The organism is Pseudomonas sp. NPDC096925, from assembly GCF_044762545.1.
Lineage (GTDB): Bacteria > Pseudomonadota > Gammaproteobacteria > Pseudomonadales > Pseudomonadaceae > Aquipseudomonas.
Map to the genome: position 1 here is coordinate 394854 of NZ_JBIWEM010000003.1, position 25052 is coordinate 419905.

Sequence of the window (25052 nt, forward strand, 5' to 3'; positions counted from 1 at the left end):
GGTTACTCCTGTTCGCCGTACTCGGCGCTGGTTACGGACGGGGCTCGCGGGGTGAAGCTGGCCAGCAAGTTGTCCCAGTCCTGGTTCTGCTGGGCACTGAAGTCAGCCTGTGCGGTGGTCGAGAAGATCAGGGCACGCCCGGGGCTGATGATGAAGGCGGCCTGGCGCTGATACAGCGGGCGGCCCTGGTTCATGTAGTAGGCGTCGATCTGGATGCCGGCAATGGGTGCGGTAGCCGAGAGCGAGACGGCCTTGTTGCCCATGCGGGTGTAACCACGCAGCTTGGAGGTGAGCATCTTCACCTGGCGATCGACATAGGCCTGCAGCGCTTCGTCCGGCAGCAAGGTGTCACGCGAGATGGTGATGCTCAACGGTGCTGGAACACTGGCACCCAAGACGAACATGTTGACCGTGCGGTCCTCGAAACCTGCCGGCAGCGCGATGCCGCCTTCCTGCAACTCGTAATCCATGCGATGAAAATTCCTGATAGCGAAAAAATCGGGGTTCAGCCCTGCGCGAAGCCATCGAGCATGCGGTCGAACTCGGCCAGCCACTGGCTCAGGCCCGGCTTGCTCGGGTCGATCACGCTGGAAATATCCAGCCATTGCAGCGACTCGCTGCCGGCGATGGGCACCAGCGCGCCGACCAGGCGACCGTGCCGGGGCTCGTGGCCAGCATTGAAGTGGAAATCCAGGACCTTGGCCGGGTTACCAGCCAGGTGGGAATCACGTTGACGAATCACGCGCAGTTGCGGGTTCAATTCGCGCAAGGCCTGGATCGCGCCCTCGAACAATTGCTCCAGCGGCTGCCTGGCGCGTACATCACGGCGGCGGATGCTGAGGCTGATCGGCTCGCCTTCATGCTCGATGGTGGTCTGGATGTCGCGAAAGCGAAAGCCGATCGGAAACTGCAGAGTGAAGCCTGCGAAGGTGAAACCGCTGCCCACATCCTGCAACGCGGCTGGCACCGGTTCCGGCTCGGGCACAGGCTCAGGCACATGAGCGGCTTCCGCCAACCTGGCCAGCCGCGCAGCCTCCTCTTGCGCTTCGCGCCTGGCAGAGATGCGGTCGTAGATCGAGGGCTTGTACATGAACCTTGCCTCAGTCGTTGATCCGCACTGCAGCGCCAGTGATCTGGGTGGTGTCGGTGCTGGTGGTCACGATGACCTTGCCTTTGATCTCGATGCCTTCCGGGGTCAGCGTGATGCTGCTGTCGCCCACCTGCAGGATGATGTGCTGCTTGGCAGCCACCTGTATGAACTGGTTGTCGACCTGCAGGGTGTAGGAACCTTCGGTCACTTGCACCATGGTGTCTTTCTTGACCGTTTCGGTGTGCGTGCCGCCCACCGTAATCGTCCGGTTGTTCCCCACATCATGGGTTTCATCCAGCTCGATCTCGGTATCCATGTTGCGCTCGGCATGCATGATGATCTGCTCGGCGCCAGCCTTGTCCTCGAAGCGGAAGAAGTTGGCGGTACCGCCGTCGCCCTTCATCGACCGGGTCAGGAAACCACTCTGGGTCTTGTTCGCCGGCAGCGACCATGGCGGGGTGTTGGTGCTGTTGTACAGGCTGCCCATGATCAGCGGGCGGTCGGGGTTGCCATCGAGGAACACCACCACCACTTCGTCGCCCACGCGTGGGATCTGGATGCTGCCGAAGCCACCGCTGGCACCAGATTGGGCGACGCGTACCCAGCAGGAGCTCTGGTCGTTGAACTCGCCGTTGCGGTCCCAGTGGAACTGTAACTTCACCCGGCCCAGTTCATCGGTGTAGATCTCTTCGCCGGGGGGGCCGACGATGATGGCAGTCTGCGGCCCGCTGATGCCCGCCCTAGGCGTGTTCAATGCAGGGCGGAACGGAATTTTCCGGCGAATGCAGCTGAAGCTGTTGCGGTAGCCCGCCTCACCGTCGTTGGTGTAGTTGTTCTGCCCCCAGTGGGTAACCGAAAGCAGCAGAAACTGTCGGTCATCCGGGGCGTCATTGTCGTGATCGTAATGCTGACTCAATTCAAAGTAGTAGCCAGGCTCCATGACGCGACAGTTGCTCTCGCCATGGAAGGTCTTGCCGTCCACTTCCATCGCCTCCAGCCGACGCCGCGCCTTGCGCACGCCTTCATCGGCATCGGCGTAGCCGTAGAGACCTTCGTATTCGAAGACTTCATACTGGCCGACCTCGCCCTGCTGGTTGACGGAATTCAACTGCACCAGGTGTGGGTTGCCCGGTTGCTTGTAGTCGAAGGATTTCAAGGCCAGGCGCGTTGGTTGCATCCGCCGCGCCGAAGACCATTTGGTGATCGAGTCTGCGGTTTCGGTGACTGAAGCACTGTGGTAACGAATCAGCGGTTGGCGCTCCAGCTGCGGAAGCATGCTGCTGTCATCGCTGATGATCATGCGATGGCCTTCCTGGGAGTGCTCGAAGGTGAAAAACAGCCCTTCTTGCTCGAGCAGGCGCAACACGAAGTTCAGGTCCGACTCCTGGTACTGGGTGCAGTAGCTGATCGGTTTGAGCGGTTGGCTCAGACGAAACTCGTAATCGGCCAGGGTCAGGTAGTACGCAAAGACGTCCTTGACGATCTGCTCGGTGGTCTTGTCCTGGAATATCCGCGAATCGCGGCGACGGCTGAGGATCCATATCCACGGCACGAGTTCGGCAGTGTAATTGGCAATGCCGCCGTCGGCACCAGCATGGACGAAGTCCGACACGTGCGCGCTGATGTAGCGTGTGCTGCCATCAGCCAGGGCGATCCCTACCGTCACTTTCTTGCCGATGAGCTTCTTGAGCTCGATGCGCGCATCCTGGGAGATAAGCTGCACCTGGAAACTGAACAGCTCCGAAATCCCCTCGCGGCCGCTGAAGCTCAGCAGTTGCAGTTCTTGTTCGGGCGGCAGCGGCGAGTCGAAGGTAAACAGACGTTGATGCTGCGTGAGGATCGATTCGAGGGCGTCCGTAATCATGTCAATGCATCCTGCATCAAGCTGGAAATCTTGCAATGAAAACGCGCTTAAAAGAGGCTGTCAAATGATGGCGATACGCCAGATTCCATCAAGCTGACGTCAAAATGCTTCTACGGGAAGCAGTATCGCGGACTGTAGAGCAGCAGGCGGTTTTTTGGTTAATTGCATCGTATTGTGTCCATCGGTTTGATCAGTCGGTCATCGGGGGTGTACGCTCCTTGCGCTCAGCCGAGAGGCAATACACTGCGAATTTCAGGGAGAAGAATCGCCATGAGCGTGAGTGAAAACCAACTCAGCCAACTGGACCGGGAGATGGACCAGAATCACCGGGAGATGGTGATCATGTCGATCGAGGACTTTCAGGCACAAGCCCAGTTCGCCCAGAGAACTCACGGTGCAACGCAGGCTCCACAAGTGTGCACACGCACCCAGGGCGACATGCTGACCGGCACCTGGCAGAGCGTGAAATCCACCTACAACGGCCTGCCCCACACCTTCGTCAATACGACCTGGGGCGTGCCCACGGCCATGGCCGCATGGGACATGAAAAATACTGCCGGTTTCATTCGCGACATGAACGGGCTGGGCACAAAGGTGCGCTACACCATACGCAACGGCAAGCAGTACGTGATCCTCACCGGCTACCCAGGCCTGCGCAAGACGCTAAATGCTCCCCGTTATGGCATCCAGAACGCCAAGCTGGTCAGCATGGGCATCGGCAAATACGGTGTGCGCGGTTCGTCGATCAAAGGCTTCAAGCTTTCGTGTTATGTGGCGGTAGCCATCGAAGTCGCAGAATGGGTATTTGCCGACGAGCATGTGATGAGCGACCTGTTTGGCGGTATTGGCGTTGAGCTGATCAAAGCCGGTATAGCTTCGGCGATCGGGTATGCTTTCGGGCTGGCCATTGGCTCAATGGCCACTTTCGCCGCCGCACCCGTCATCCTGGGGGCTGCCGTTGTATTCGCAGTTGGCGTTGGGCTTAACGAGCTTGATGTCCGCTATGGAATAAAAAACTCGGTTAAAGCGGGCCTTCGGTATGCCGTGGACCAAATTGAATATTTGGGCCAGCAGGCCATGCAGATTAGTACCAAGGACTTGCAAAAATACGCAGAGAAACAAATCACCAATATTGCTAGCGAGGTGGCAGACACTCTCTATAACGAGGCCAAGCGCTGGGCACTGCAAAAACTTCAGCCAGGAGACCTCAATCTGCCTGGATGGCCTACTGTGCCTGAACTTCCCTCTATGCCCTCACTCCCGACGTTCAACTTTCCAAAGTTTTAACCATGACTATTCAACCTCATGAGCTCCACGAGCGCTCTCCCCACCTGTTTCGTCTCATGGCCCTCGCGACTGGCCTAGCAACTTCGATATTGGGCATTCTGTCAGCTTATTGGCTTGGGAGCAATCTACTCTCCTTGTTCGGAAGGCTCTTAACGAATGCCCCAATCGTGGTGACGCCCTATCTGGTGTTTATGCTCATCGCCATGTGTACGGTCACCCCAATCATAGTTGTTACATCACTGCATGCCTGCTGGCGCGCGAAAAAATTCGACCCGCCCCCCCATTCCCGGATGTTCCGCTTTCAACATAACTCATACAAATTGACACTTTGGTCAATGATCTATATTGCGCCGGCGCTGGCATTACTCGTGACTTTTGGCCTGTGGTCGAAGGGGTACACCCCGTGCCAGAAACTCCTGATTTCAGGGTCGGCCTGGAAGGTGTACTGGGTCAATGATGTGCGATATTGCTTCAAACCTGATTTTTACAACAGCGACGAGCAACCCTGCAAGCGTGTTGGCAATCGAGCTATTTGCACGCAAGCTGATGGACAGCAGTGAGAAACACTAGTACAGCAGGGCTCTATAGATGAAAATTCGATACTCATAAACTTCATCTGTATCATCGCCCCTTAATATCAGACTGCTGGCTGTCGGCATGATCATCGCCATGCTGTTGGTCGCGGCCTTCTCGGTCTACGCCTACATCAACTACCTGTTCCCGCTGTACGGCAGATTACTGCGTGGCGCGCCTGTCGTGGAAACACCTTACCTCGCGTTCGGCCTGCTCATGGCACCGCCGGCGGTGGCAATTCTGCTGGTTGGTTGTGCGATATGTGCCTGGACCGGGAAAAAATTCGACCCGCCCGCAGGCACACGACTGCACCGCTTCCAGGCGCTGATGTTCGGGCTTTCCCTGAAGACGCTGCTCTACGTCGTCCCTGCCGTTATGGTTCTGACGACCCTTGCGCTGCTTGGCAGAGGCTACTCGCCCTGTCCTAAGCTGGTGATATCGGGCTCTGCCTGGCAATTGTTCTGGGTCAACGATGAGCGCATTTCACGCACCAGCAGAACGTCATGACTGTCGCCACTGCCATGGGCACGAAGACAATTTTTGGCGCCACCCCCAGCATGAACACTGAAATCATCAGCAGCAAAAACCAGAACGCCCAAATGCCCCCAAAAAAACGTTCAGTAGTGATCATGGAACTCGACTCTACCCGTCACTTTTCATTAGCCGACGTAGCGTGGCCATCAATGGCTGTCGCAAGCCAGCTCGTCGAGTTCATCCACCTGGCGCGAGGTGGAAAGGCCCACCGCAGACCATGTCACTGACCTGCCCCTGCGCGACCGGAGCAGGCGGCCATCCACCGCGTCGCCTGCTTCGCGGGCGTGCCCGCTCCCATAGTGATCATGCTCGTTTTCAAGGTTATTGACCAGACCGTTGCCTCTGCAGGTACGGCATAGGCCATCCAAACGGATGGACCACGCTTGATAACACCCTTGCGCGCGGCGCATTCCGTCGCGCTGCCATCATCCAGACGTGCTTTGGCAACACCTCCGGAGAATACGATCCGCGCAAAAAATGAGACCGGATTCACTTTTTGCAAAAAACTTTTGCAAAGAAATTTTCTCACGCTCATACCCCTCGCACACCCAAATTTTAGGGCTTGAACTCCCATTTCCCGCGCCCGAAACCCCAGTCAATATCACGACGCCATCATTGCGTCACATCACAAAGCGGGGAAAAAATTGCCTTCCTCGCCGGAACTTCTTCCGCAGCGAGGTGCCCTACTCGGCATTGCTGGCAACACGATATTCATGTGCCAGCACTCAAGTTTGCCGCCGTCGAGAGGCGCAATTTCAGGTCCACGCCATTGGCGTTTCAGGACGATCAAGCAGGCACATGGACGATGCACCGATGACACAGACATTCGATGTCGAAGCACTGATCAAGCTGCGTAGCCAGACGCGGGCGATCTCCGATGCGCTGAAGGCGCAGGCGGCGGATTACCTCGCCACCGTGGCACCGCTGATCCGTCCGCAAACCCTGTTTGGCGAATACCTGCAAGGCGCCCAGCGCAGCAGCGGGCGCGAAACCCAGGGCCATTTCCAGGCCCTGGTCGAACTCTACGAACGTATCGGCTCGGCTGCGCCGTTCCAGTTGGTCACCGAACTGGAAGTACCGCTCAACCTGATCAGCACCACCCCCGAACTGTTCCCGCTGGAATACGACAAGGCCCTGGAACACAGCGGCCAGGTCATCCGCATCACCAGCCCGACCCGCTGGGTGGTGGGCTTCCACGCCTTCGACCTGGCGCGGTTTCGCAACGTCATCAAAGACCCCAACCGCAGCAGCGCCGAGCTGTACCGCTTCGTGGTGCACTACCTGGTGCTGTTCTACTGCCTGAGCAAGTCGCCTGGCCTTGGCCGGCTGTTCGAGGGCCTGCGCTACAGCCTCAGCTTCGAACGCCTCAAGGGCTTTGGCGACCTGCCGTTCTGCGTCATCAGCTCGCCGGTGCGCTCTGAACTGCCTGACGACTCGGTCATCCGCAGCAGCACGCAGATTGCCGGCAACACCAGCTTCGAAGAGCTGGTGGGCCGCGACAACATCCTGGAAATGAACGACGAAATCCGTCAGCGCCTGCTGCTGACGATCGAAGGACTGTAACGCGCAGCGCCCGGCAACGGGCCGCGCAATGATTCGCAGCGAATTGCTCGCACTGGAGAACACGATGGCGAAGAAGGAAAGCACTCAGCACAAACTCGACCGCGTTCGCGCGCCTCGGGTCCATATCACCTACGACGTGGACATCGGCGATGCCATCGAGAAAAAGGAGCTGCCCTTCGTCGTCGGCGTAATGGGCGACTTTTCCGGCAACCCGCTGGAGCCGCTGCCCAAGCTCAAGGACCGCAAGTTTGTCTACATCGACCGTGACAACTTCAACGGCGTGCTCAAGGGCATCAAGCCGCGTCTGACCTACCGTGTCGACAACACCCTGGCCAAGAACGGCACCCAGCTGGGCGTGGAGCTGAACTTCAACAGCCTCGAAGACTTCGAGCCACAGAACGTGGTCAAGCAGGTCGAGCCGCTGCGCAAGCTGCTGGAGGTACGCAACAAGCTGGCCGACCTGCGCAACAAGATGGGCGGCAACGACAAGCTCGAGGAGCTGCTGATGGACGTGCTGCAGAACACCGAGAAGCTCAAGACCCTGGGCAAGGAATTCGGCCGTGAAGCCGAAGTGAAAGACCCATCCAGCAGCGATCACGCCTGAGCAGGAGCCCGAACATGACCGACAAGCAAACCGCACCGCAACAGGCCGGCGACCTGGTCGAAGTGGAAAACTTCGCGCCACAGCCCTCGCTGCTCGACAGCATCATTTCGCAAAGCCGCGTGGCCCGCTCCGACACCGAGCGCAACCGCACCCGCGACCTGATTGGCGAACTGGTGAACCAGGTACTCGAGGGCGAGATGACCCCGAGCAAGGACCTGATCGCCGTGCTCGATTCGCGTATCGCCGAGATCGACGCGATGCTCTCGGAGCAGATGAACGAGATCATGCACGCCAGCGAATTCCAGCAGCTGGAAGCTTCCTGGCGCGGCCTGAAGTACCAGGTAGACCAGACCGAGACCAGCACTACGCTGAAGATCCACCTGCTCAATGCCTCGAAGAAAGACCTGGTACGCGACCTGAAGGCCGCCAGCGAATTCGACCAGAGCGCGCTGTTCAAGAAGGTCTACGAAGAAGAGTACGGCACCTTCGGTGGCGCGCCTTTCGGCATGCTGATCGGTGACTACGAATTCAACCGCAACCCCGAAGACATGTACCTGCTGGAGGAGATCTCGCACGTCGCCGCAGCAGCCCATGCCCCGTTCATATCGGCCGCCTCCCCCGAGCTGTTCGGCTGGGACTCGTTCACCGAGATGTCCGGCCCGCGTGACCTGGCAAAGATCTTCGACACCGTGGAATACGCCAAGTGGAAGTCGTTCCGCGCCTCGGAAGACTCGCGCTACGTCGGCCTTACCCTGCCGCACGTGCTCGGTCGCCTGCCGTATGGCCCGGACACCACCCCGGTGGAAGAATTCAACTTCGTCGAAAGCGTCGATGGCCGTGACCACAACAAGTACCTGTGGATGAACGCCGCCTACGCCCTCGGCACCCGCGTTACCGATGCCTTCGCCCGCTACGGCTGGTGCGTGGCCATCCGCGGCGTGGAAGGTGGCGGCCTGGTCGAAGGCCTGCCAACCCACACCTTCAAGACCGACGACGGCGAAATCGCCCTCAAGTGCCCGACCGAAATCGCCATCACCGACCGCCGCGAAAAAGAGCTGTCGGACCTGGGCTTCATCCCCCTGGTGCACTGCAAGGGCACCGACTATGCCGCGTTCTTCGGCACCCAGTCGGCGCAGAAGCAGAAGCAGTACAACACCGACATCGCCAACGCCAACGCGCGCCTGTCGGCCCAGCTGCAGTACATCTTCGCCACTTCGCGCATTGCCCACTACATGAAGGCGATCATGCGCGACAAGATCGGCAGCTTCGCCTCGCGCATGGATGTGGAGCGCTTCCTCAACCAGTGGCTGGCCAGCTACGTGCTGCTCGACGACACCGCCAGCCAGGAGGCCAAGGCCAAGTTCCCGCTGCGCGAAGCCCGCGCCGAGGTGTTCGAAGTGCCAGGCAAACCAGGTGTGTACAAGGCCGTGACCTACCTGCGCCCGCACTACCAGCTGGATGAGCTGACTGCTTCGCTGCGCCTGGTTGCCGAGCTGCCACAGGGCGCGCGCGGCTGACAGGCCGGTGTGTACAGGGATGACACATGAGTAACCAGGCCCGCCTGCTGCCCTCGCTGCTCGACCGACTGCTGGACGACCGTCCGTACCAGTCGGCCGAGCCAGCCGCGCAACGCACCTGCTCGCTGAGCGAGTACAAGGCCAGCATCGTCCGTGACCTCGAGGTACTGGTGAACACCCGCCAGTGCCTGGTCGCCGAAGAGCTGGAGGGCTTCAGCCAGCTCGGTGGCTCCATCCTCGAATACGGCATGCCCGACTTCATCAGCCGCAGCGTGCTCGACCCGCATGATCGCCACCTGATCCAGCAGCAACTGGAGCGGGCGATCAGCACAGGGGACCGGCGCTTTCGCCGTGTCCGCGTACAGCTGCTGGCCCAGCAGAACGGCCACCGCATGTTGACCTTCCGCGTGGACGCCGTGTTGCGTCTGCAGGACATCAGCCGCCAGGTGTCATTCGACGCCGTGCTGCAGGTCAACACCCAGGAATACAAAGTGCAGAACCTCAACTGATGCTCGACGAACTGCTGCCCTACTACGAAAAGGAACTGTCGCACCTGCGCTTCCTCGGCCAGGAGTTTGCTGCGCAGTACCCGAAAATCGCTTCGCGGCTGTTGATCGAAGGCGACAACTGCGAAGACCCGCACACCGAGCGCCTGATCGAAGCGTTCTCGTTCCTGTCTGCGCGGGTGCACAAGAAGCTCGATGACGAGTTTCCGGAAATCGTCGAATCCTTCCTCGAGGTACTGTACCCGCACTACCTGCGCCCTACCCCGTCGATGTCGATTGCCGAGCTGAGCCTGGGCAAGCACGAGAAAGTCACCGAAGCCTACCGGGTGGCACGCCATACCGAGATGCATGCCAATGCCGTGGAAGGTGTGGTGTGCAAGTTCCGCACCTGCTACCCGGTAGAGCTGTGGCCTATTGCCGTGCAGCAGGCTTCGTTCGCCGAACTGGAGCGTTCGGCATTCAACGGTCACAGCGCCGACCTGGTCGCACGCCTGCGCATCCGCCTGGCAGCCACCGGCGATGCCCTGTTCGGGCAGATGGAACTGGACCGCCTGCGGTTCTTCCTCGACGGCGAAGCGACCCTGATGCTGCAGCTGTACGAGCTGCTGTTCAACAACCTGGCCAAGGCCACCCTGAGTTTCCAGGACCAGGGCCGCAGCCGCGAAGTGGCCTTGCCGACCAATGCCCTAAAAGCCGTGGGCTACGCCCGTGACGAAGGCCTGGTGGACTACTCCGAGCGCTCGTTCCTGGGCTACCGCCTGCTGCACGAGTACTTCACCTTCCCCGACAAGTTCATGTTCTTCGACCTGAGCGGCTTTGCCCGCATCCTGCAGGGCAAGGCCATCGAGCAGGTCGAGATCAACTTCTATTTCTCCGACTACGACCTCAGCGAGCGCCTGGCGCGGCTGACCCAGAACATCGGGCGCAACAACTTCAAGCTCAACTGCACACCAATCATCAACCTGTTCCGCCAGCAAGCCGAGCCGATCAAGCTGACCCACACCCAGCACGAATACCCGGTCACTCCCGATACACGGCTGCACAACGCTGCCGAAGTGATCTCGATCGACCGCGTACGGCGGGTGCGCAAACTCGGCGGCATCGACCAGGTCGCCACCTGCCACCCGTTTTTCGAACCCCGTGGCGAGCAGGACCCGCACAGCAGCTTCTGGGTGGCGCGCCGGCGCAACCAGGGCGACGCCACTGCCATGAGCATCCGCGTGGTCGACCGCGACCTGGAGCTGATCGACGCCAGCAGCGACACCCTCAGCATCGGCCTTACCTGCAGCAACCGCGATGTACCGCTGATGCTGCCGTTCGGCGGCGAACGTGGTGACTTCAACATTCCCGCCAACTCGGTGATCAAGGATATCCGCTGCCTGCGCAAGCCCACCGCCACGGTGCGTGTGCCCCTGGGCAAGGGCCTGATCTGGCGGTTGATTGCCCACCTGTCGCTGAACCATATGTCGCTGGTCAGCCAGGGCCGCGAAGTACTGCTGGAGCTGTTGTCGCTGTACAACTACCGCAATGTTTCCGCCATTCGCAAACAGATCAACGGCATCAAGGCGATCAGCAGCGAGCCGGTGGTCGCACGCATCGGCCACCCACGGCCGAACTTCGTGCGTGGCGTCGGCATCACCCTGACCCTGGACGAAAGCCAGTTCACCGGCAGCGGCGTGTTCCTGTTCGGCATGGTGCTGGACCACTTCTTCGGCCAGTACTGCTCGATGAACAGCTTCACCCAACTGACCCTGCGCACCCAACAACGAGAAAAGAGAGTCGTCCAATGGCCAGCACGTACCGGCGATCAGCCCCTGGTCTGATCGATCAGGCCCGAGCCGAGCCGCACCGATTCGAATTCTTTCAATTGGTGCGCCTGCTCCGCCTGCACTACAGCCGCACCGGGCGCATGGACCTGGCAACCCGGCCGCACGAAGACCCGCTGCGTTTTCGTACCCAGCTGTCGCTGGCGTTCCCGGCCAGCGAGGTCAGCGACCTGCACTTCGAGCGCGAAGGCAAGGTGTCGCCGGCCGGCCTGCCGCTGTCGGAAGTGCAGGTCACCTTCATGGGCCTGGTCGGGCCGTCGGGCGTGCTGCCGCGCCCGTACACAGAGCTGCTGCTGGAACGCCACGTGCAGTATCGCGACGATGCCGCCCATGCGTTTCTCGACATCTTCTCGCACCGCATGACCACGCTGTTCTACGAGGCCTGGCAGAAGTACAAATTCCATATCGAGCACGAGCGCAATGGCACTTCGGGCTTCGATGGCTACCTGCTCAACCTGGTCGGCCTCGGCCCGCGCGCGCAGCAACTCAAGTTCGAGCAGCAACCGATGGCGCTGCGCCGCGAGCTGTTCAGCTATTTTGCCGGCCTGCTCAGCCAGAAGCCGCGCAATGCGCTGAACCTCGAACGCATGCTCGGCTTCTATTTCTCGCTGCCGATCAAGGTCCGCCAGTTCGCCGGGCGCTGGCTGCACCTGCAGCCCGAACAATGCACCCAGCTCGGCCGCCGCAATGCCCAGCTCGGCCACAGCGCCGTAGCCGGCAACCGGGTGTGGGACTACCAGTCGTGCATCCGCATCGAGCTGGGCCCGCTCGGCCTGGCCGATTACCAGCGCTTCCAGCCGGGCACCGCGTGCTACCGCAAGCTGGTCGAACTGGTGCGCTTCTATATAGGCGCCGAACTGGATTTCGAAATTGCCCCGCGCCTCAAGCGCGAGGCGGTGCCACGCGCCCAGCTGGGCCGCAGCGGCAATGTCGCCCTGGGCTGGCTGGGCTGGCTCAAACGCCCTGGTCGTGACGCGGAGCCTTCGCGTTGCGCCGTCTTCCACATTCCTTACGATGGGGTCGCCTTGTGAACCTGAAGTCTCTGTTCGCCAAGCTCAACGAAACCAGCCGCACGGCCACGGAAAGCGCGGCGGCCCTGTGCCTGTCGGAGCACCATTACGACGTGGAGGTGGAGCACCTGCTGCTGCAGTTGCTCGACAACAGCGACAGCGACCTGGCGCCGATCCTGCGCCACTACGAGGTAGTCGCCGAACGCCTGCAGGCGCAACTGGTCACAGCCCTGGGCACCTTCAAGAAAGGTAATACCCGCACCCCGGCGCTGTCGCCGCACATCACCCGCATGATCGAACAAGCCTGGTTGCTGGCATCGATCGAATACGGCGTCGGCCAGGTGCGCAGCGCTCACCTGCTGCAGGCCCTGCTCGATGATGCCGAACTGCGTCGCGTGGTGATCGCCTCGGCGCCGGAGCTGGAGAAAATCAACGCCGATGACCTGCGCCTGAACCTTACCGCGCTGGTGGAAGGCAGCGCCGAGTCCAGGCAGGCCAGCCCGCTGGCCAGCCCTGCAGCGCCAGTGAACAGTACGAGCAAGGCCGGCGGCAAGACCCCGGCGCTGGACCAGTACACGGTCAACCTCACCCAGAGCGCCCGCGAAGGCCGCATCGACCCGGTACTGGGCCGCGAGTTCGAAGTACGGCAGATGGTCGATATCCTTACCCGCCGCCGGCAGAACAACCCGATCCTTACCGGCGAAGCCGGGGTCGGCAAAACCGCCGTGGTCGAAGGCCTGGCCCTGCGCATCGCCCAGGGTGACGTACCGGCGGTGCTCAAGGATGTAGCCCTGCACACCCTCGACCTGGGCCTGCTGCAGGCCGGTGCCGGGGTCAAGGGCGAGTTCGAGAACCGTCTCAAGGCAGTGATCGAAGAGGTAAAACGCAGCCTGCACCCGATCATCCTGTTCATCGACGAAGCCCACACCTTGATCGGTTCCGGTGGCCAGGCCGGGCAGAACGATGCCGCCAACCTGCTCAAGCCGGCCTTGGCCCGTGGCGAGCTGCGCACCATCGCCGCCACTACCTGGGCCGAATACAAGAAGTACTTCGAGAAAGATGCCGCCCTCGCCCGCCGCTTCCAGGTGGTCAAGGTGGAAGAACCCGACGAAGACAAGGCCATCCACATGCTGCGCGGCCTGCTCGGCAAGATGCGCGAGCACCACAAGGTAGCGGTGATGGACGAAGCGCTGGTGCAGGCCGTGCGCCTGTCCAACCGCTACATTACCGGCCGCCAGCTGCCGGACAAGGCGGTCAGCGTGCTCGACACCGCCTGCGCGCGCATTGCCCTGGCGCAATCGTCGCAGCCTGGCGCCCTGGAAGACTGCCGCCGCCAGATCGACAACCTGCATGCCGAAATCGCCGTGCTCGGCCACGAAGCCGGCAAGGGCCACGACCACGCCCGCCGCCTGGGTGAGCTGCAGGCCGCGCTGCAGGCCGAACAGCAGCAGGAGCACCAGCTGAACACGCAGTGGCAGCGGGAACTGGAACTGGTCGAACAGCTCAAGGCGCTGGACGTCGCCAGCGACGCCGATGCCGGCCAGCTCAAGGCGCTGCGTGCCGAGCTGGCACGCGTGCAGGGCGACCAGCCACTGGTCCACGCCCTGGTCGACGGCGGCGCCATCGCCCAGGTCATCAGCGGCTGGACCGGCATCCCGCTGGGCAAGATGCTGCGGGACGAGATCGACACCGTGCAGCGCCTGCCGGCCCTGCTTGGTGAACGCGTGCTGGGCCAGGACCACGCCCTGCACGAAATCGGCAAGCGCATCAAGATTTCCCGGGCGCGCATGGAAGACCCGAACAAACCGATCGGCGTGTTCCTGCTGCTTGGCCCCAGCGGCGTCGGCAAGACCGAAACCGCCCTGGCCCTGGCCGATACCCTGTACGGCGGTGAACGCAACCTGATCACCATCAACATGTCCGAGTACCAGGAAGCCCACACCGTGTCGAGCCTCAAGGGCTCGCCACCCGGCTATGTCGGCTATGGCGAAGGCGGCGTGCTGACCGAGGCGGTGCGCCGCAAGCCATACAGCGTGGTGTTGCTCGACGAGGTGGAAAAAGCCCACCCCGACGTGCTCGAACTGTTCTTCCAGGTGTTCGACAAGGGCGTGCTGGACGATGGCGAAGGCCGCGAGATCAATTTCCGCAACACGGTGATCATCCTCACCTCCAATACCGGTACCGAGCGCATCATGCAGACCTGCCTGAACGCCACCGGGCTGCCGACGCCCGAAGCGATCGTCGAAGACCTGCGTGACCAGCTCAACCATGTGTTCAAGCCGGCCTTCCTCGGCCGCCTGAGCATCGTGCCGTTCTACCCGGTGCAGGACCAGATCCTCGAGCGCATCGTCGCCCTCAAGCTCCAACGCATCGCCAAGCGCTTCGCCCGCAACCACCAGGCCGAGCTCAGCTACGACGAGGCGCTGGTCAAGGCCATCGCTGCGCGCTGCACCGAGGTCGACAGCGGTGCGCGCAACATCGACAACATCCTGTCCCAGACCCTGATGCCCGAACTCGCCCAGCGCGTGCTCGAGCGCATGGCCCAGGACGCGCCGATCGAGCGCCTTGCGATCGAGCTGGGCAGCGATGGCGATTTCGCCTATCGCCTGGCCTGACCAGTACCCGGAGGTTTTGCCGTCATGCAACACAAGCACACCACCCTCAAACGCCTGACCGCAGCTGCCCTGTTAGTGGCGCTGGCCGGCTGCGGGGTCACCGACCGTATCGGCAAGCGCATGGAAGACAGCTGGGCGGCCGACATGCTGGCCGACAGCGAAAAGGTCATCCTGACCTCCGACGGCGGCAACCAGCTCAACCCCGATGCCGAGGGCAAGCCGCTGTCGGTGGTGATGCGCGTGTACCAGCTGACCGACCTCGAACGCTTCGCCGCGACCGATGCCGAGACCCTGTGGGACACCCCGGAAAAGGCCTTGGGCAACACCCTGGTGGAAGCCCGCGAAATCACCCTGCTGCCGGGCATCGGCCAGATCGACCAGTGGCCGCTGGCCAAGAGCGCGCGCTACGTCGGCGTGGCAGCGTTCTTCCGTGACGAACAGGACGCGCGCTGGAAAGTCGCCTTCGACGCCAACTCGCTGCGCAAGGACGGTATCTGGTTCTCCTCCGACGGCCTGCGGGTGCTGGTGGACAACACCGAAATCAGCGCCATGCGTGGCGTGGACGTACTGAACAAACCGCCGACCGCCGACCAGCTGGCAGCCGCGCAGAAGGCCGGGGACAACGCACCGACGCTCACCGACAAGGTGCAGGACGCCGTGCTCGACAAGGCCAGCGATGCCGCCGGCAAATCGGCGCAGAACGCCATGGATTCAACCTTCAACTCTTTAGTGGATAGCGTCAAATGAGCAAGCAGAGCCGGGTGATGTGGTCGGAAGGCATGTTCCTGCTGCCCCAGCACTTCCAGTACCAGGATGAGTTCCACCAGCACCAGCTGGCCGAGGCGACCCTGCGCACTACCCCGTTCCATTGGGGTGTGCAGGCACTGCAGGTGGATGAGGACGCCCTGGCCAGTGGTTCGCTGCAGCTCAAACGCCTGAAGCTGGTGTTCCCCGATGGCAGCCTGTACGACGCACCGCAGCACGACCCGCTGCCGGCTGCCCGCGATCTCAAGGACCTGCTCAAGGCCAACGACCTGAAGGTCTATGCCGCCTTGAAGCTGCCCGAGCCGTTTGGCCTGAACTACGTCGAGGACGGCCAGGAACACAAGGCCGCGCGGCGTTTCCGCAAGCAGTTCGATACCCTGCCCGACCTCAACGAGGGCGAGCTGGAAAACGAAATCACCAGCCTGCGTCTGAACGTGGTGCTGCTGGTGGACGGTGACAGCCTGGACGGCTACAGCCACTGCCCGCTGGCCAAGCTGACCCGCAACAGCATGGGTGGTTTCAATCTCGACCCGCATTTCGTCCACCCGACCCTGCACCTGGGCAGCCACGAGACCCTGGCCGGCATCGGCAAGCGCCTGCTCGGCGCCCTGCAGGCCAAGAGCAAGGCCCTGTCCGGCCGGCGCCGCGAGCGTGCCGACCAGATCGCCGAGTTCGGCTCCAGCGACGTTACCCTGTTCTGGCTGCTGAACACCGTCAACCGCGCACACCCGCAACTGGCCCATCTGCTGGCCCACCCGCGCCTGCACCCGGAACGCCTGTACCTGTTCCTTGCCGACCTGGCTGGTGGCCTGTTGACCTTCACCCTGGACACCCAGCTCAGCAACATCCCCGAGTACGACCACCACGACCCGGCCGCGTCGCTGGTCAAGCTCGACGAGATGATCCGGGTGATGCTCGACAACGTCGTGCCCAACCAGTGCATCGTCATCAACCTCACCCAGAACAAACCGTCGTACTGGCAGGGCCAGCTGCGCGACCCGCGCCTGACCGAGGCCGACTTCTATATCTCGGTACACGCCGACATGCCCGGCGCCAGCCTGCTGGAACTGGTGCCGCGGGCGTTCAAGGTCGGCTCGCCGGAAGACATCGAGGTGGTGGTCAACAGCGCCATGCCCGGCGTCACCCTCAACCATGCCGCACGGCTGCCCAATGCGATCCCGGTGCGCCTGGACAACCAGTATTTCGCCATCGAGCCGCACGGCCATGTCTACGAGCGAATGATGAATGCCCAGACCATCTGCTTCTACGCGCCCAGCGCCTTTACCAACCTCAAGCTTGAACTGATGGCGGTGCTCAAATGACCGAAGCCGTATTGCAACAGGGCGCCGTCGCGGCCGCCAACGACAAACCGACGCTCAAGGACCTGGTCCAGGACTTCATCAGCATGGCCCTGATCGTGCGTCGTGGCCGTCAGGTCACTTCGGTGCAGGCCTTCGAAGGGAGCGTGGAACGTTTCTTCGCCAACCTGGAGCGTGAAGCCCGCGCCGCCGACTACAGCGTCGAACAGGTCAAGGACACCCAGTACGCGCTGTGCGCCTTCCTCGACGAGAGCGTGCTGCGCGCTGGCGACAACCAACTGCGCCAGCACTTCGAACTGCAGCCACTGCAGTTCCGCTACTTCGGCGTGCACCTGGCTGGTGAAGGCTTCTTCGAGAAGGTCGATGCGCTGCGCGCCGACGTCAAGCAGAACATCGATGTGCTCGAGGTCTACCACCTGTGCCTGGCCCTGGGTTTCGAGGGCAAGTTCAGCCTCGGCCAGAAAGACCAGCTGCGCTACCTGGCCAATACCCTGGGTCAGGATATTGCCCGTTACCGCAAGGCGCCCAAAGCACTGTCACCGGACTGGGCGCTGCCCGATCAGGTGTCGCAGATGCTGCGCCATGAGGTGCCGCTGTGGGTGTACCTGGCGCTGATCGCGCTGGTCTGCGTCGCCGTGTACCTGACGCTGGACTGGTTGCTGGACAAGGACGTTGCCGCCCTTTCCGAACAAATCCGCCAGCTGTTCAGTGCCTGAGTGCACTTCAGGTAGCCGAGTCAGGAAGACATGAAAACATTACTGCGCCTTTTGAAGAACTTCTGGTTTCTCCTGCTGCTGCTGTGGCTGGCGAGCCTGTTGACCTGCTGGTTGGTCGCCCCGCTGCTGCCGTGGCTGCACCAGCACGTCCCCGAAGCGCTGGCGATCATAAGCGCCTGCTTCCTGCTGGTGATCGTGCTACGCCAGTACCAGCGCATTCGCGCCGAGCACAACCTGGAAAACCTGCTGCAGATCGAAGTGGATCGGTCGTGGAATGCCACCGGCGAGTTCCGTGACCAGCAGGTGCTGCGCGAGCGCCTCAAGCATGCCATCGCCATGCTGCGCACCGACCGCTCCGCCGGTGGCGGTGGCAAGGCGGCGCTGTCCGACCTGCCCTGGTACCTGGTGGTCGGCATGTCGGCGGCCGGCAAGACCTCGCTGCTGACCCATTCCGGCCTGTCGGCCAGCATTGCCACGGCCAACGACAGCGAGAGCGGCACCCAGCACTGCGACTGGTACTTCAGCCCCGACGCGGTGATGATCGACACCGCCGGCCGCTATCTGCGCGATGACCAGTCGGCCAGTGAGTTCTCGGCCTTCCTGCGCATGCTGCGCAAGCAGCGCGGCAAGGCGGCGATCAATGGCCTGGTAATGGTGGTCAGCCTGCCCGAGCTATTGGCGGCCAACGGCGATGAGCGCAATGCCCTAGCGGCCCAGTTGGTGGCGCGGGTAGAAGAGTACGCCGAGTGCCTCGATGCCAACCCGCCGGTCTACCTGATGCTGAGCAAGACCGACCAGTTGCCGGGCTTCAGCCAGGCCTTCGACGGCCTCGACCTGCACGAGCGCCAGCAGCCGCTGGGCATGACCTTCGGTCTGTCGGAAGTCCGCAACAACGGCCTGCACGCCGTGCTCCAGACCCGCCTGGGCAATCTGCAAAGCCACATTCGCCAGCATGTCGACGCGCAGGTGATCGCCCTCGGTGCCGAAGCCGACAGCACCCTGCTGAACTTCCCGCAGTACTTCGCCGCCCTCAGCGGTGTCCTCGAGCAGTTCCTCGAACACTTCACCCGCGGCCATCGCGGCGGTGCCCCGCTGCTGCTGCGCGGCCTGTACTTCACCAGTGCGCTGCAGACCGGACAGCAGCTGGGGCAGGTCTATGAGGACGTCATCGCCGACGAATTCGCCCTGCAAGCCGCGTACGATGAGCACGCCGAGAACGTCGGCAAGGCCGTGGGCAACCGCAGCTTCTTCATAACCGACACCTTCCGCCAAGTGATCTTCCCCGATCGCGACCTGACCCTGTACCAGTCGCGCCTGGGCCGCCAGGCCACTTTCAGCCCGCTGCTGCTTGGCCTTGCTGCCGCCACCGGGTTGCTGTTCATCGGTTGGCAGGCGCTGTCGTTCGCCAATAACCGCCAATGGCTGGACAGCCTGCGCGGGCAGTTGGCGCAAATCGAGCAGGCAGAAGACCGCGAGCAGCAACTGGCCGCAGGCAAGGGCCTGGAAGTACTGCGTGAACAGATGGCCAACGTCGAGGCCCATCGCCTGCAGGGTGTGCCACTGCAACTGGGTGGCGGCCTGTACCATGGCGAGGCAATCCACCAGGTGACTCGCAATGCCTATCTGGCGCAACTGCGCAGCCAGGCGCTGGAACCGATCGCCCGCAGCCTGCAGGTGCAGATGCGGGCGTTCAACACCTTCGCCAGCGGTATCAACCAGGAGTTGGAATTCACCCCAGCGCCGCTGCCGAAAAAACGCAATGGCAAGCCATTGGCCCCGGCCGTTGCGGCCAAGGCCCAAGCCGCGCTGGGCAACACCCGCGCCGGCGCCTATGCCGCCAAGGTCAACCTGGCCACCGCCAGTGATGCCGCCGAGCTGTCCGCCACCACCGGTGGCCTGTCACTGTCCGAAGAAATGCTCGGGCGCCTCGACGAGCAGCAGGTGGCCTCGATCATCGATGCCTACAACACCCTCAAGCTGTACCTGTTGCTGACCGAGCCCCAGGGCCATCCCGACCCGGCCTTCGTCGCTGCCAGCCTGCCCCAGGCCTGGGCCAGCGCCGCCGCCGAAGGCACCCCGGCCGACGCAGCCGTGATCGCGGAAAATGCCCCGCTGTACGTGCAGCTGCTGGAACAGGGCCAGGCGCCGTCGTTGCCGCGCAACGAACAGCTGATCAACGAAACCCGGCAGAACCTCAAGTCGTTCATGATCTCCAGCTCGCTGGTCGATCGCGAGTACCTGCGCCTGCAACTCGAATCGAGCCGCCAGTTCCCGGCGCTGAGCCTCAACGACCTGGTCCCACTACCTGGCCGCGCACTGCTGTACAGCTCCGCCGGCGTGCCGGCAATCTATACCCGCCAGGGCTGGGACACCTTCGTCAAACCCGAACTGATCAAGCTGGTGTCGGGCAACCTGCGCAACGAGTCGGACTGGGTGCTGGACGGCGAAGGCGGCGATGCCATCGTGCAGAAGGCCAACTTCGTGCGCGAGTTCATGACCCGCTACAAGCGCGACTACACCCAGGCCTGGTACAAGATGGTCAGCAGCGTGGGTGTGCGCCACTTCGCCGACCTGGCCTCGGCCACCCAGCAGCTGGGGCTGCTCAGCGACGTGCAGAATTCGCCGGTGAAGAACCTGCTGGCGGCAGTCAATGACAACACCCAGTGGGACCTGCCGGTCAAGCACGCCATCCCGGCCCCCGGTAGCACCCGCGATGACGGCTTCTGGAGCAAGGTCAGCGGCCTGCTCGACACCAAGGACGCCCTGCCCGCCAACGTCGCACCGGCCCTGCCGGCGGTGGACGACGGCAGCCTGGCCAAGCGCTTCGAGCCGGTGGCGCGGGTATTTGCCGAAAACAACGCCGAAGGCGCCGACAGCACCATCATGGACCGCTACCTGGCCGCCTTGCGCAAGCTCAAGGTGCGCATGAACAACATCCAGCGTTCGCAGGATGTGGGCAAGAGCAGCAAGCAGCTGATCAGCGAGACCCTGGAAGGCCAGCCGAGCGAAGTCACCACCGTGCGCAACTACGTGGAAAGCAGCGTCGACACCAGCCAGGACAGCCTGTCGCGCGCGTTGCAGGGGCTGTTCAGCCTGCCTATCCAGTATGCCTGGGCAACCCTGCGCGACCCGGCTGGCCAGCAGATAGCCAAGGCCTGGGCGCAGCAGATCGCCAAGCCTTGGGAACAGGTCATGGCACACCGTTACCCGATTGCCGGCAGCAGCCGCAACGAGGCGTCGGTGAAAGACCTGCAGCGCTTCGTCGACCCTGACAGCGGCTTGCTCCCTGCCTTCAAGCGCAACGAAATCGGCAACCTGGCCGGTGGTGAAGGCCTGGGTGTGGGCGATGGCAAGGGGCCGGCGCTGGTCAACCCCGGCATGCTCAACAGCATCGACAAGGCCAGCTCCGTGGGCCAGGTGATCGCCAGCCTGTCGGACCGTGACAACGGCTTCGAAATCATGCTGGAGCCTTCAGCCAACTTCACCGACATCGTGTTCACCCTCGATGGCCAGGAGCAGCACTACCGCAACGGCCGCAGCAGCTGGAACCGCTTCGCCTGGCCGGGCACCAGCAACGCCCCCGGCGCCCGCCTGGACGTGGTCACCCTGAGTGGCGCGCGGGTCACGGTGTTCGACTTCCCGGGGCGCTGGGGCCTGCTGCGCATGAACGAAAGTGCCCGCGTCGACGACCTGGACGGCATTCAGCAGCGCTTCAGCTGGAATACCGCCAATGGCCGGGTGAGCCTCGTAGTGCGCAACTTCGGTGGGGTGAAACTGACCGACCTGGGTGACGTCAAGGCCCTGAGTGCCCTCAACGACAGGGGCGCCCAATGATCGGTTGCTTCGGCAAGCTGCCGTCGAGCGCAGACTTCGTCAGCCTGCATGGCGCGGCGGAGGAAGTTTGCGAGTTCGACGCCTGGCTGCAGTCCGCGCTGGCGGCGATGCGCCACCGCGAGGACTGGCAGGCGTTGTTCGACTCACTGCCGATGTGCTTCTTCAATTACCGCGCACGCAATGGCAACTGGCTGCTGGGCGGCCTGTTGAGCTCGCGCGATGCCAGCCAGCGGCGCTACCCGTTTTTCATCTTCCAGCTGCTCAAGGGCGAGGAAGGTGCGGCGCTGGCGAACCCGTTCACCCTCGCCGAGCTGTTCAGCACGCAGATCAAGCCGTTGCTGCACCAGGCTGTGCAAGGGGCCGACTGCGCCAACCTGTTCGAACGGATCAAGGCGCTGCGCCCATTACAGCCCCAGGACCTGGACCTGTTCCGCAGGGTACATGCCAAGTTCCTACATGACTTCAGCTTCAGCGATATCGCCCGTGCCCTGCACGGTTCCTGGCCCGGCTTCGACAGTGCCACTGCGCTGGCAGGGCTGCAGGCAAGCCGGGCCGTGCTGCACGGCGACTTCGAGGGTGGTATCGAGTTGCCGTTGCCGGCCGAACGCGGCCTGAAAAACCCCACGGCCGACCTCTGGCTGACCTGGCTGGCCCGCATGAGCCGACACCCCGGCGTGCCGGCGGTGAGCCTGCTGGCCGACGACTTCATGCTCCCCCGGCTGTACTGCTTCCCGTCGCGCCACGCCAACTGTGCCTACCGCCTGCTCAGTGGCTGCGCCGACGCACGCCAGCACCTGGAGTTGCTCAGCCCGCTGGCCGTGGCGCCATGGCAGCACGATTACGACCGCCCTCTTGAACACGTCATCGACCAGTTCGTCGATGCGCTGGATGCGACGCCTGTATGAACAAGATCAAGTACTACTGCCTGCGCTACCAACCCTACCTGCTGGGAGTGGCGTTCTTCCTGGCGATCTTCCTGGTCTGGGCCATCGGTTGCGCCCTGGGCTTTGCCTCGCTGCATAGCCTGCTGGCCGGCATCGGTGTGTTTTTGCTGCTGTCGGCGGGCTATGTACTGCTGCTGTACCGCGGCGCCGGCCAGCACCACAACCTCGAAGGCCTGCTGCGCGACGACGCCGACCAGGCGGTTCTCAACGCCACCCCGGCAGACCGTGAAGAAGTCAGCCTGCTGCGCGAGCGCCTGCTGCAGAGCATCGAGCGCCTGCACAGCAACAAGCCACGCGGCACCTCGGCCAAGGATGCGCTTTACGCCCTGCCCTGGTACCTGGTGATCGGCCAGCCGGCTGCAGGCAAGAGCACCATGATCCTGCAGTCGGGCCTGAACTTCCCCTATGCCGAGCGCGAAGGCGCACGGGTGGCGGGCCTTGGCGGCACACGCAACTGCGACTGGTTCTTCAGCTCCGAAGCGGTGCTGCTGGACACCGCCGGGCGCTACATGAACAGCCCCGAAGAAGCCGGCAAGTGGCGCGGCTTCCTGCAACTGCTTCGCCAGCATCGCCAACGCCGCCCGCTCAACGGCTTGATCGTCAGCGTCAGCATTGCCGACATCCTGCATGGTTCGGCCGAGGACCAGGAGCGCGTGGCCAAGCGCCTGCGCGAACGCATCCAGGAAAGCTGCGCGCTGCTGGAAGTGCGTCTGCCGATCTACCTGGTGTTCACCAAGTGTGACCTGATCCCCGGTTTCACCCCGTTCTATCGCCAGCTGGACGACGCCGCGCGTGGTGAAGTGTTGGGCAAGACCTTCTCGCACAAGGGTTACGAGCAGGCCGACTGGGGCCAGCGCTTCGGCAAGGCAATGGACGAGCTGACCGGTTACTGGCAGCACGTGGCGAGCCAGCAACTGGTGCAGCAGGACATTCAGGTCACCCGACAAAACAATGCTGCCTACCGTTTCCCGCTGGAGCTGGCCGCGCTCAAGCCGCGCCTGCAACAGTTCGTCGACAGCCTGTTGCGTGCCAACCCCTACCAGAATGCCGAAATGCTGCGCGGGTTCTATTTCACCGCCGCGCTGCAGGCTGACGAAGCCCAGTGGGGCAGCCATGGCCAGCATGTGGCCGAACGCTTCGCCCTAGAGCACGCCGAAGGAACTGCCACGGCCGGCAGCCAGCCGGCACCGCTGTTCATCAACAGCCTGTTCCGCAAGGTGATCATCCCCGACCAGCACCTGGTGGCGCTGTACACCAGCAACCAGCGGGAGCGCCGACGCAAGGCTGGCTGGATTGGCGCTGCAGGCCTCGCAGGGTTGGTGCTGTGCAGCCTGTGGGGCTGGTCGTACCTGAACAACCGCGCCACCCTGGCCAGCATTGCCGGCGAACTGGCCCAGGCCAAGGCCGACGACCAGGCTGCCAGCGGCCAGTACACTGCCTGGCGCAGCCTTGACCGGTTGCGCTTCTGGGCCGCGCACTACTATCAGCAACACCACGAGCAAGGCGTGCCGCTCGGCATGCGCCTGGGCCTGTACCAGGGCCATGAGGTCGAGCCGCTGCTGCGCAGCCGTTACTTCGCCACGCTGCAGAACGTGATGCTCAAGCCCACGGCCGACAACCTGACCCGCACCCTGTACCTGTTGACCACCCTCAAGGTCTACCAGCGCAACACCCGCGAGCTGCAACCGGTGAGCGGCGTCGATAGCGTCGAGGCCGAGGCACTGCCACATGACAACCGCGCGCAGTCGATCGCCGACTTCGGCAAGGCGGCCCTGGACACCTACGTGATGCTCTCGCCCGCCCGCCGCGAGAGCGCCGACCCGGCGTTGCTCAAGGCGCGCCTGCCGGACTACTGGTACCCGGCCATCGCCCGCCACACCGGCAAGAGCATGGCCGCCGCCGCCAGCGAGGCCGGCGGCAACCAGGACTACCTGTACGCCAGCCGCCAGATCACCTTCTATAGCGACCAGATCCGTGAACCGGATGTGCCACGTATTCTCGACAACGCCTTCCTGATGTCCAGTTCGCGCAATTACATCGACAGCCTGCGCGCCCAGTCGCTGCGTTCGATCGAGACGATCACGCTGGAGTCCGACACCCTGTTCGCCTTTGGCCGTGCAGACTTCCAAAGCCTGAAGAGCGAAGGCCAGAGCCAGCTGAGCGCGATCGCCAGCAAACTGCTGAACACCCCCAACATCGGCAAGATCATCATTTCCGGCCATGCCGACCAGCTCGGTGACAGCCAAGGCAACCTGCAAGTTTCGAAACAACGGGCACAGACCATTCGCACTTATCTGGTCGGCAAGGGCGTACCCGCCGAACTGGTGGTCGCCCAAGGCGAAGGCAGCCGCAAGCCGCTGGTCAACTGCGACCTGCAGCAGCCACGGGCGCAACTGATCAAGTGCCTGGAGCCCAACCGCCGGGTGGAAATCGAAGTCCGCGGGCTCAACTGAGGCCCGCTGCAAGAACCGGCCACCCAGGCCTC

21 protein-coding genes are annotated in these 25052 nt (G+C 62.8%); 17 read left to right on the forward strand and 4 right to left on the reverse strand.

The window, feature by feature from the left end; translation table 11 throughout:
• Positions 1-2: 2 nt before the first annotated feature.
• Genes ACIQYU_RS12280 through tssI form a run of 3 tightly spaced genes read right to left on the reverse strand, consistent with a single transcriptional unit; the run spans position 3 to position 2954 of the window.
• Positions 3-470 (reverse strand): DcrB-related protein, encoded by a 468-nt coding sequence (locus tag ACIQYU_RS12280; RefSeq protein WP_207832675.1) that lies wholly within the window; start codon positions 468-470, stop codon positions 3-5.
• Between the two features lie 35 nt (positions 471-505).
• Positions 506-1090 carry a hypothetical protein gene (locus tag ACIQYU_RS12285; protein WP_207832673.1) on the reverse strand — a complete coding sequence of 195 codons (585 nt, stop codon included), beginning with the start codon at positions 1088-1090 and terminating at the stop codon, positions 506-508.
• A 10-nt stretch (positions 1091-1100) separates the two neighbouring features.
• Entirely contained in the window at positions 1101-2954 is a 1854-nt protein-coding gene (tssI, locus tag ACIQYU_RS12290; RefSeq protein ID WP_207832671.1) for a type VI secretion system tip protein TssI/VgrG, read from the reverse strand.
• Between the two features lie 270 nt (positions 2955-3224).
• Here tssI and ACIQYU_RS12295 point away from each other — a divergent pair, with 270 nt between their 5' ends.
• The 4 genes from ACIQYU_RS12295 (at position 3225) to ACIQYU_RS12310 (ending at position 5575) form a co-directional block, all read left to right on the forward strand.
• On the forward strand, positions 3225-4241 hold the full coding sequence (locus tag ACIQYU_RS12295) for a hypothetical protein (RefSeq protein ID WP_087501629.1): 1017 nt from the start codon (positions 3225-3227) through the stop codon (positions 4239-4241).
• A 2-nt stretch (positions 4242-4243) separates the two neighbouring features.
• Positions 4244-4801, forward strand: coding sequence for a hypothetical protein (locus ACIQYU_RS12300; RefSeq protein WP_087501630.1), 558 nt, complete (start codon positions 4244-4246; stop codon positions 4799-4801).
• 97 nt (positions 4802-4898) lie between these two features.
• The gene (locus tag ACIQYU_RS12305; protein WP_233694840.1) at positions 4899-5321 is read left to right on the forward strand and encodes a hypothetical protein; all 423 of its coding nucleotides are present in this window, start codon (positions 4899-4901) and stop codon (positions 5319-5321) included.
• On the forward strand, positions 5318-5575 hold the full coding sequence (locus ACIQYU_RS12310; RefSeq protein ID WP_061552521.1) for a hypothetical protein: 258 nt from the start codon (positions 5318-5320) through the stop codon (positions 5573-5575). The genes ACIQYU_RS12305 and ACIQYU_RS12310 overlap by 4 nt, the downstream gene beginning before the upstream one ends.
• On the opposite strand, the gene ACIQYU_RS12315 is transcribed toward ACIQYU_RS12310, so the two are convergent.
• Positions 5569-5877 carry a hypothetical protein gene (locus ACIQYU_RS12315; RefSeq protein ID WP_177342437.1) on the reverse strand — a complete coding sequence of 103 codons (309 nt, stop codon included), beginning with the start codon at positions 5875-5877 and terminating at the stop codon, positions 5569-5571. The genes ACIQYU_RS12310 and ACIQYU_RS12315 overlap by 7 nt on opposite strands.
• 284 nt (positions 5878-6161) lie before the next feature.
• On the opposite strand from ACIQYU_RS12315, the gene ACIQYU_RS12320 reads away from it, so the two are divergent.
• The 13 genes from ACIQYU_RS12320 to tssM all read left to right on the forward strand — a co-directional run bounded on the left by ACIQYU_RS12320 (position 6162) and on the right by tssM (position 25020).
• Entirely contained in the window at positions 6162-6911 is a 750-nt protein-coding gene (locus tag ACIQYU_RS12320; RefSeq protein WP_024087178.1) for a hypothetical protein, read from the forward strand.
• A gap of 64 nt (positions 6912-6975) precedes the next feature.
• Entirely contained in the window at positions 6976-7515 is a 540-nt protein-coding gene (gene tssB / locus ACIQYU_RS12325; RefSeq protein ID WP_207832667.1) for a type VI secretion system contractile sheath small subunit, read from the forward strand.
• Positions 7516-7529: 14 nt separating this feature from the next.
• The gene (gene tssC / locus ACIQYU_RS12330) at positions 7530-9032 is read left to right on the forward strand and encodes a type VI secretion system contractile sheath large subunit (protein ID WP_207832665.1); all 1503 of its coding nucleotides are present in this window, start codon (positions 7530-7532) and stop codon (positions 9030-9032) included.
• 26 nt (positions 9033-9058) lie between these two features.
• The gene (gene tssE / locus ACIQYU_RS12335; protein ID WP_087501634.1) at positions 9059-9541 is read left to right on the forward strand and encodes a type VI secretion system baseplate subunit TssE; all 483 of its coding nucleotides are present in this window, start codon (positions 9059-9061) and stop codon (positions 9539-9541) included.
• Entirely contained in the window at positions 9541-11361 is a 1821-nt protein-coding gene (tssF, locus tag ACIQYU_RS12340) for a type VI secretion system baseplate subunit TssF (RefSeq protein WP_207832663.1), read from the forward strand. The genes tssE and tssF overlap by 1 nt, the downstream gene beginning before the upstream one ends.
• Complete coding sequence (gene tssG / locus ACIQYU_RS12345) at positions 11325-12395, forward strand: type VI secretion system baseplate subunit TssG (protein WP_207832661.1); 1071 nt, start codon at positions 11325-11327, stop codon at positions 12393-12395. Before tssF ends, tssG begins: the two co-directional genes overlap by 37 nt.
• Positions 12392-14989, forward strand: a complete 2598-nt coding sequence (gene tssH, locus ACIQYU_RS12350) for a type VI secretion system ATPase TssH (protein WP_207832658.1) — start codon at positions 12392-12394, stop codon at positions 14987-14989. The genes tssG and tssH overlap by 4 nt, the downstream gene beginning before the upstream one ends.
• Before the next feature lie 24 nt (positions 14990-15013).
• Complete coding sequence (tssJ, locus tag ACIQYU_RS12355; RefSeq protein WP_207832656.1) at positions 15014-15736, forward strand: type VI secretion system lipoprotein TssJ; 723 nt, start codon at positions 15014-15016, stop codon at positions 15734-15736.
• Entirely contained in the window at positions 15733-17076 is a 1344-nt protein-coding gene (gene tssK, locus ACIQYU_RS12360) for a type VI secretion system baseplate subunit TssK (protein WP_207832654.1), read from the forward strand. The genes tssJ and tssK overlap by 4 nt, the downstream gene beginning before the upstream one ends.
• A complete protein-coding gene (gene icmH, locus ACIQYU_RS12365; RefSeq protein ID WP_207832653.1) occupies positions 17073-17789 on the forward strand; it encodes a type IVB secretion system protein IcmH/DotU in 717 nt (238 codons plus the stop codon). The genes tssK and icmH overlap by 4 nt, the downstream gene beginning before the upstream one ends.
• A 30-nt stretch (positions 17790-17819) precedes the next feature.
• Complete coding sequence (locus tag ACIQYU_RS12370; protein WP_207832651.1) at positions 17820-21623, forward strand: type VI secretion protein IcmF/TssM N-terminal domain-containing protein; 3804 nt, start codon at positions 17820-17822, stop codon at positions 21621-21623.
• Complete coding sequence (gene tagF, locus ACIQYU_RS12375) at positions 21620-22528, forward strand: type VI secretion system-associated protein TagF (RefSeq protein ID WP_207832648.1); 909 nt, start codon at positions 21620-21622, stop codon at positions 22526-22528. The genes ACIQYU_RS12370 and tagF overlap by 4 nt, the downstream gene beginning before the upstream one ends.
• Positions 22525-25020 (forward strand): type VI secretion system membrane subunit TssM, encoded by a 2496-nt coding sequence (gene tssM, locus ACIQYU_RS12380; protein ID WP_207832647.1) that lies wholly within the window; start codon positions 22525-22527, stop codon positions 25018-25020. The genes tagF and tssM overlap by 4 nt, the downstream gene beginning before the upstream one ends.
• Positions 25021-25052 lie beyond the last annotated feature (32 nt).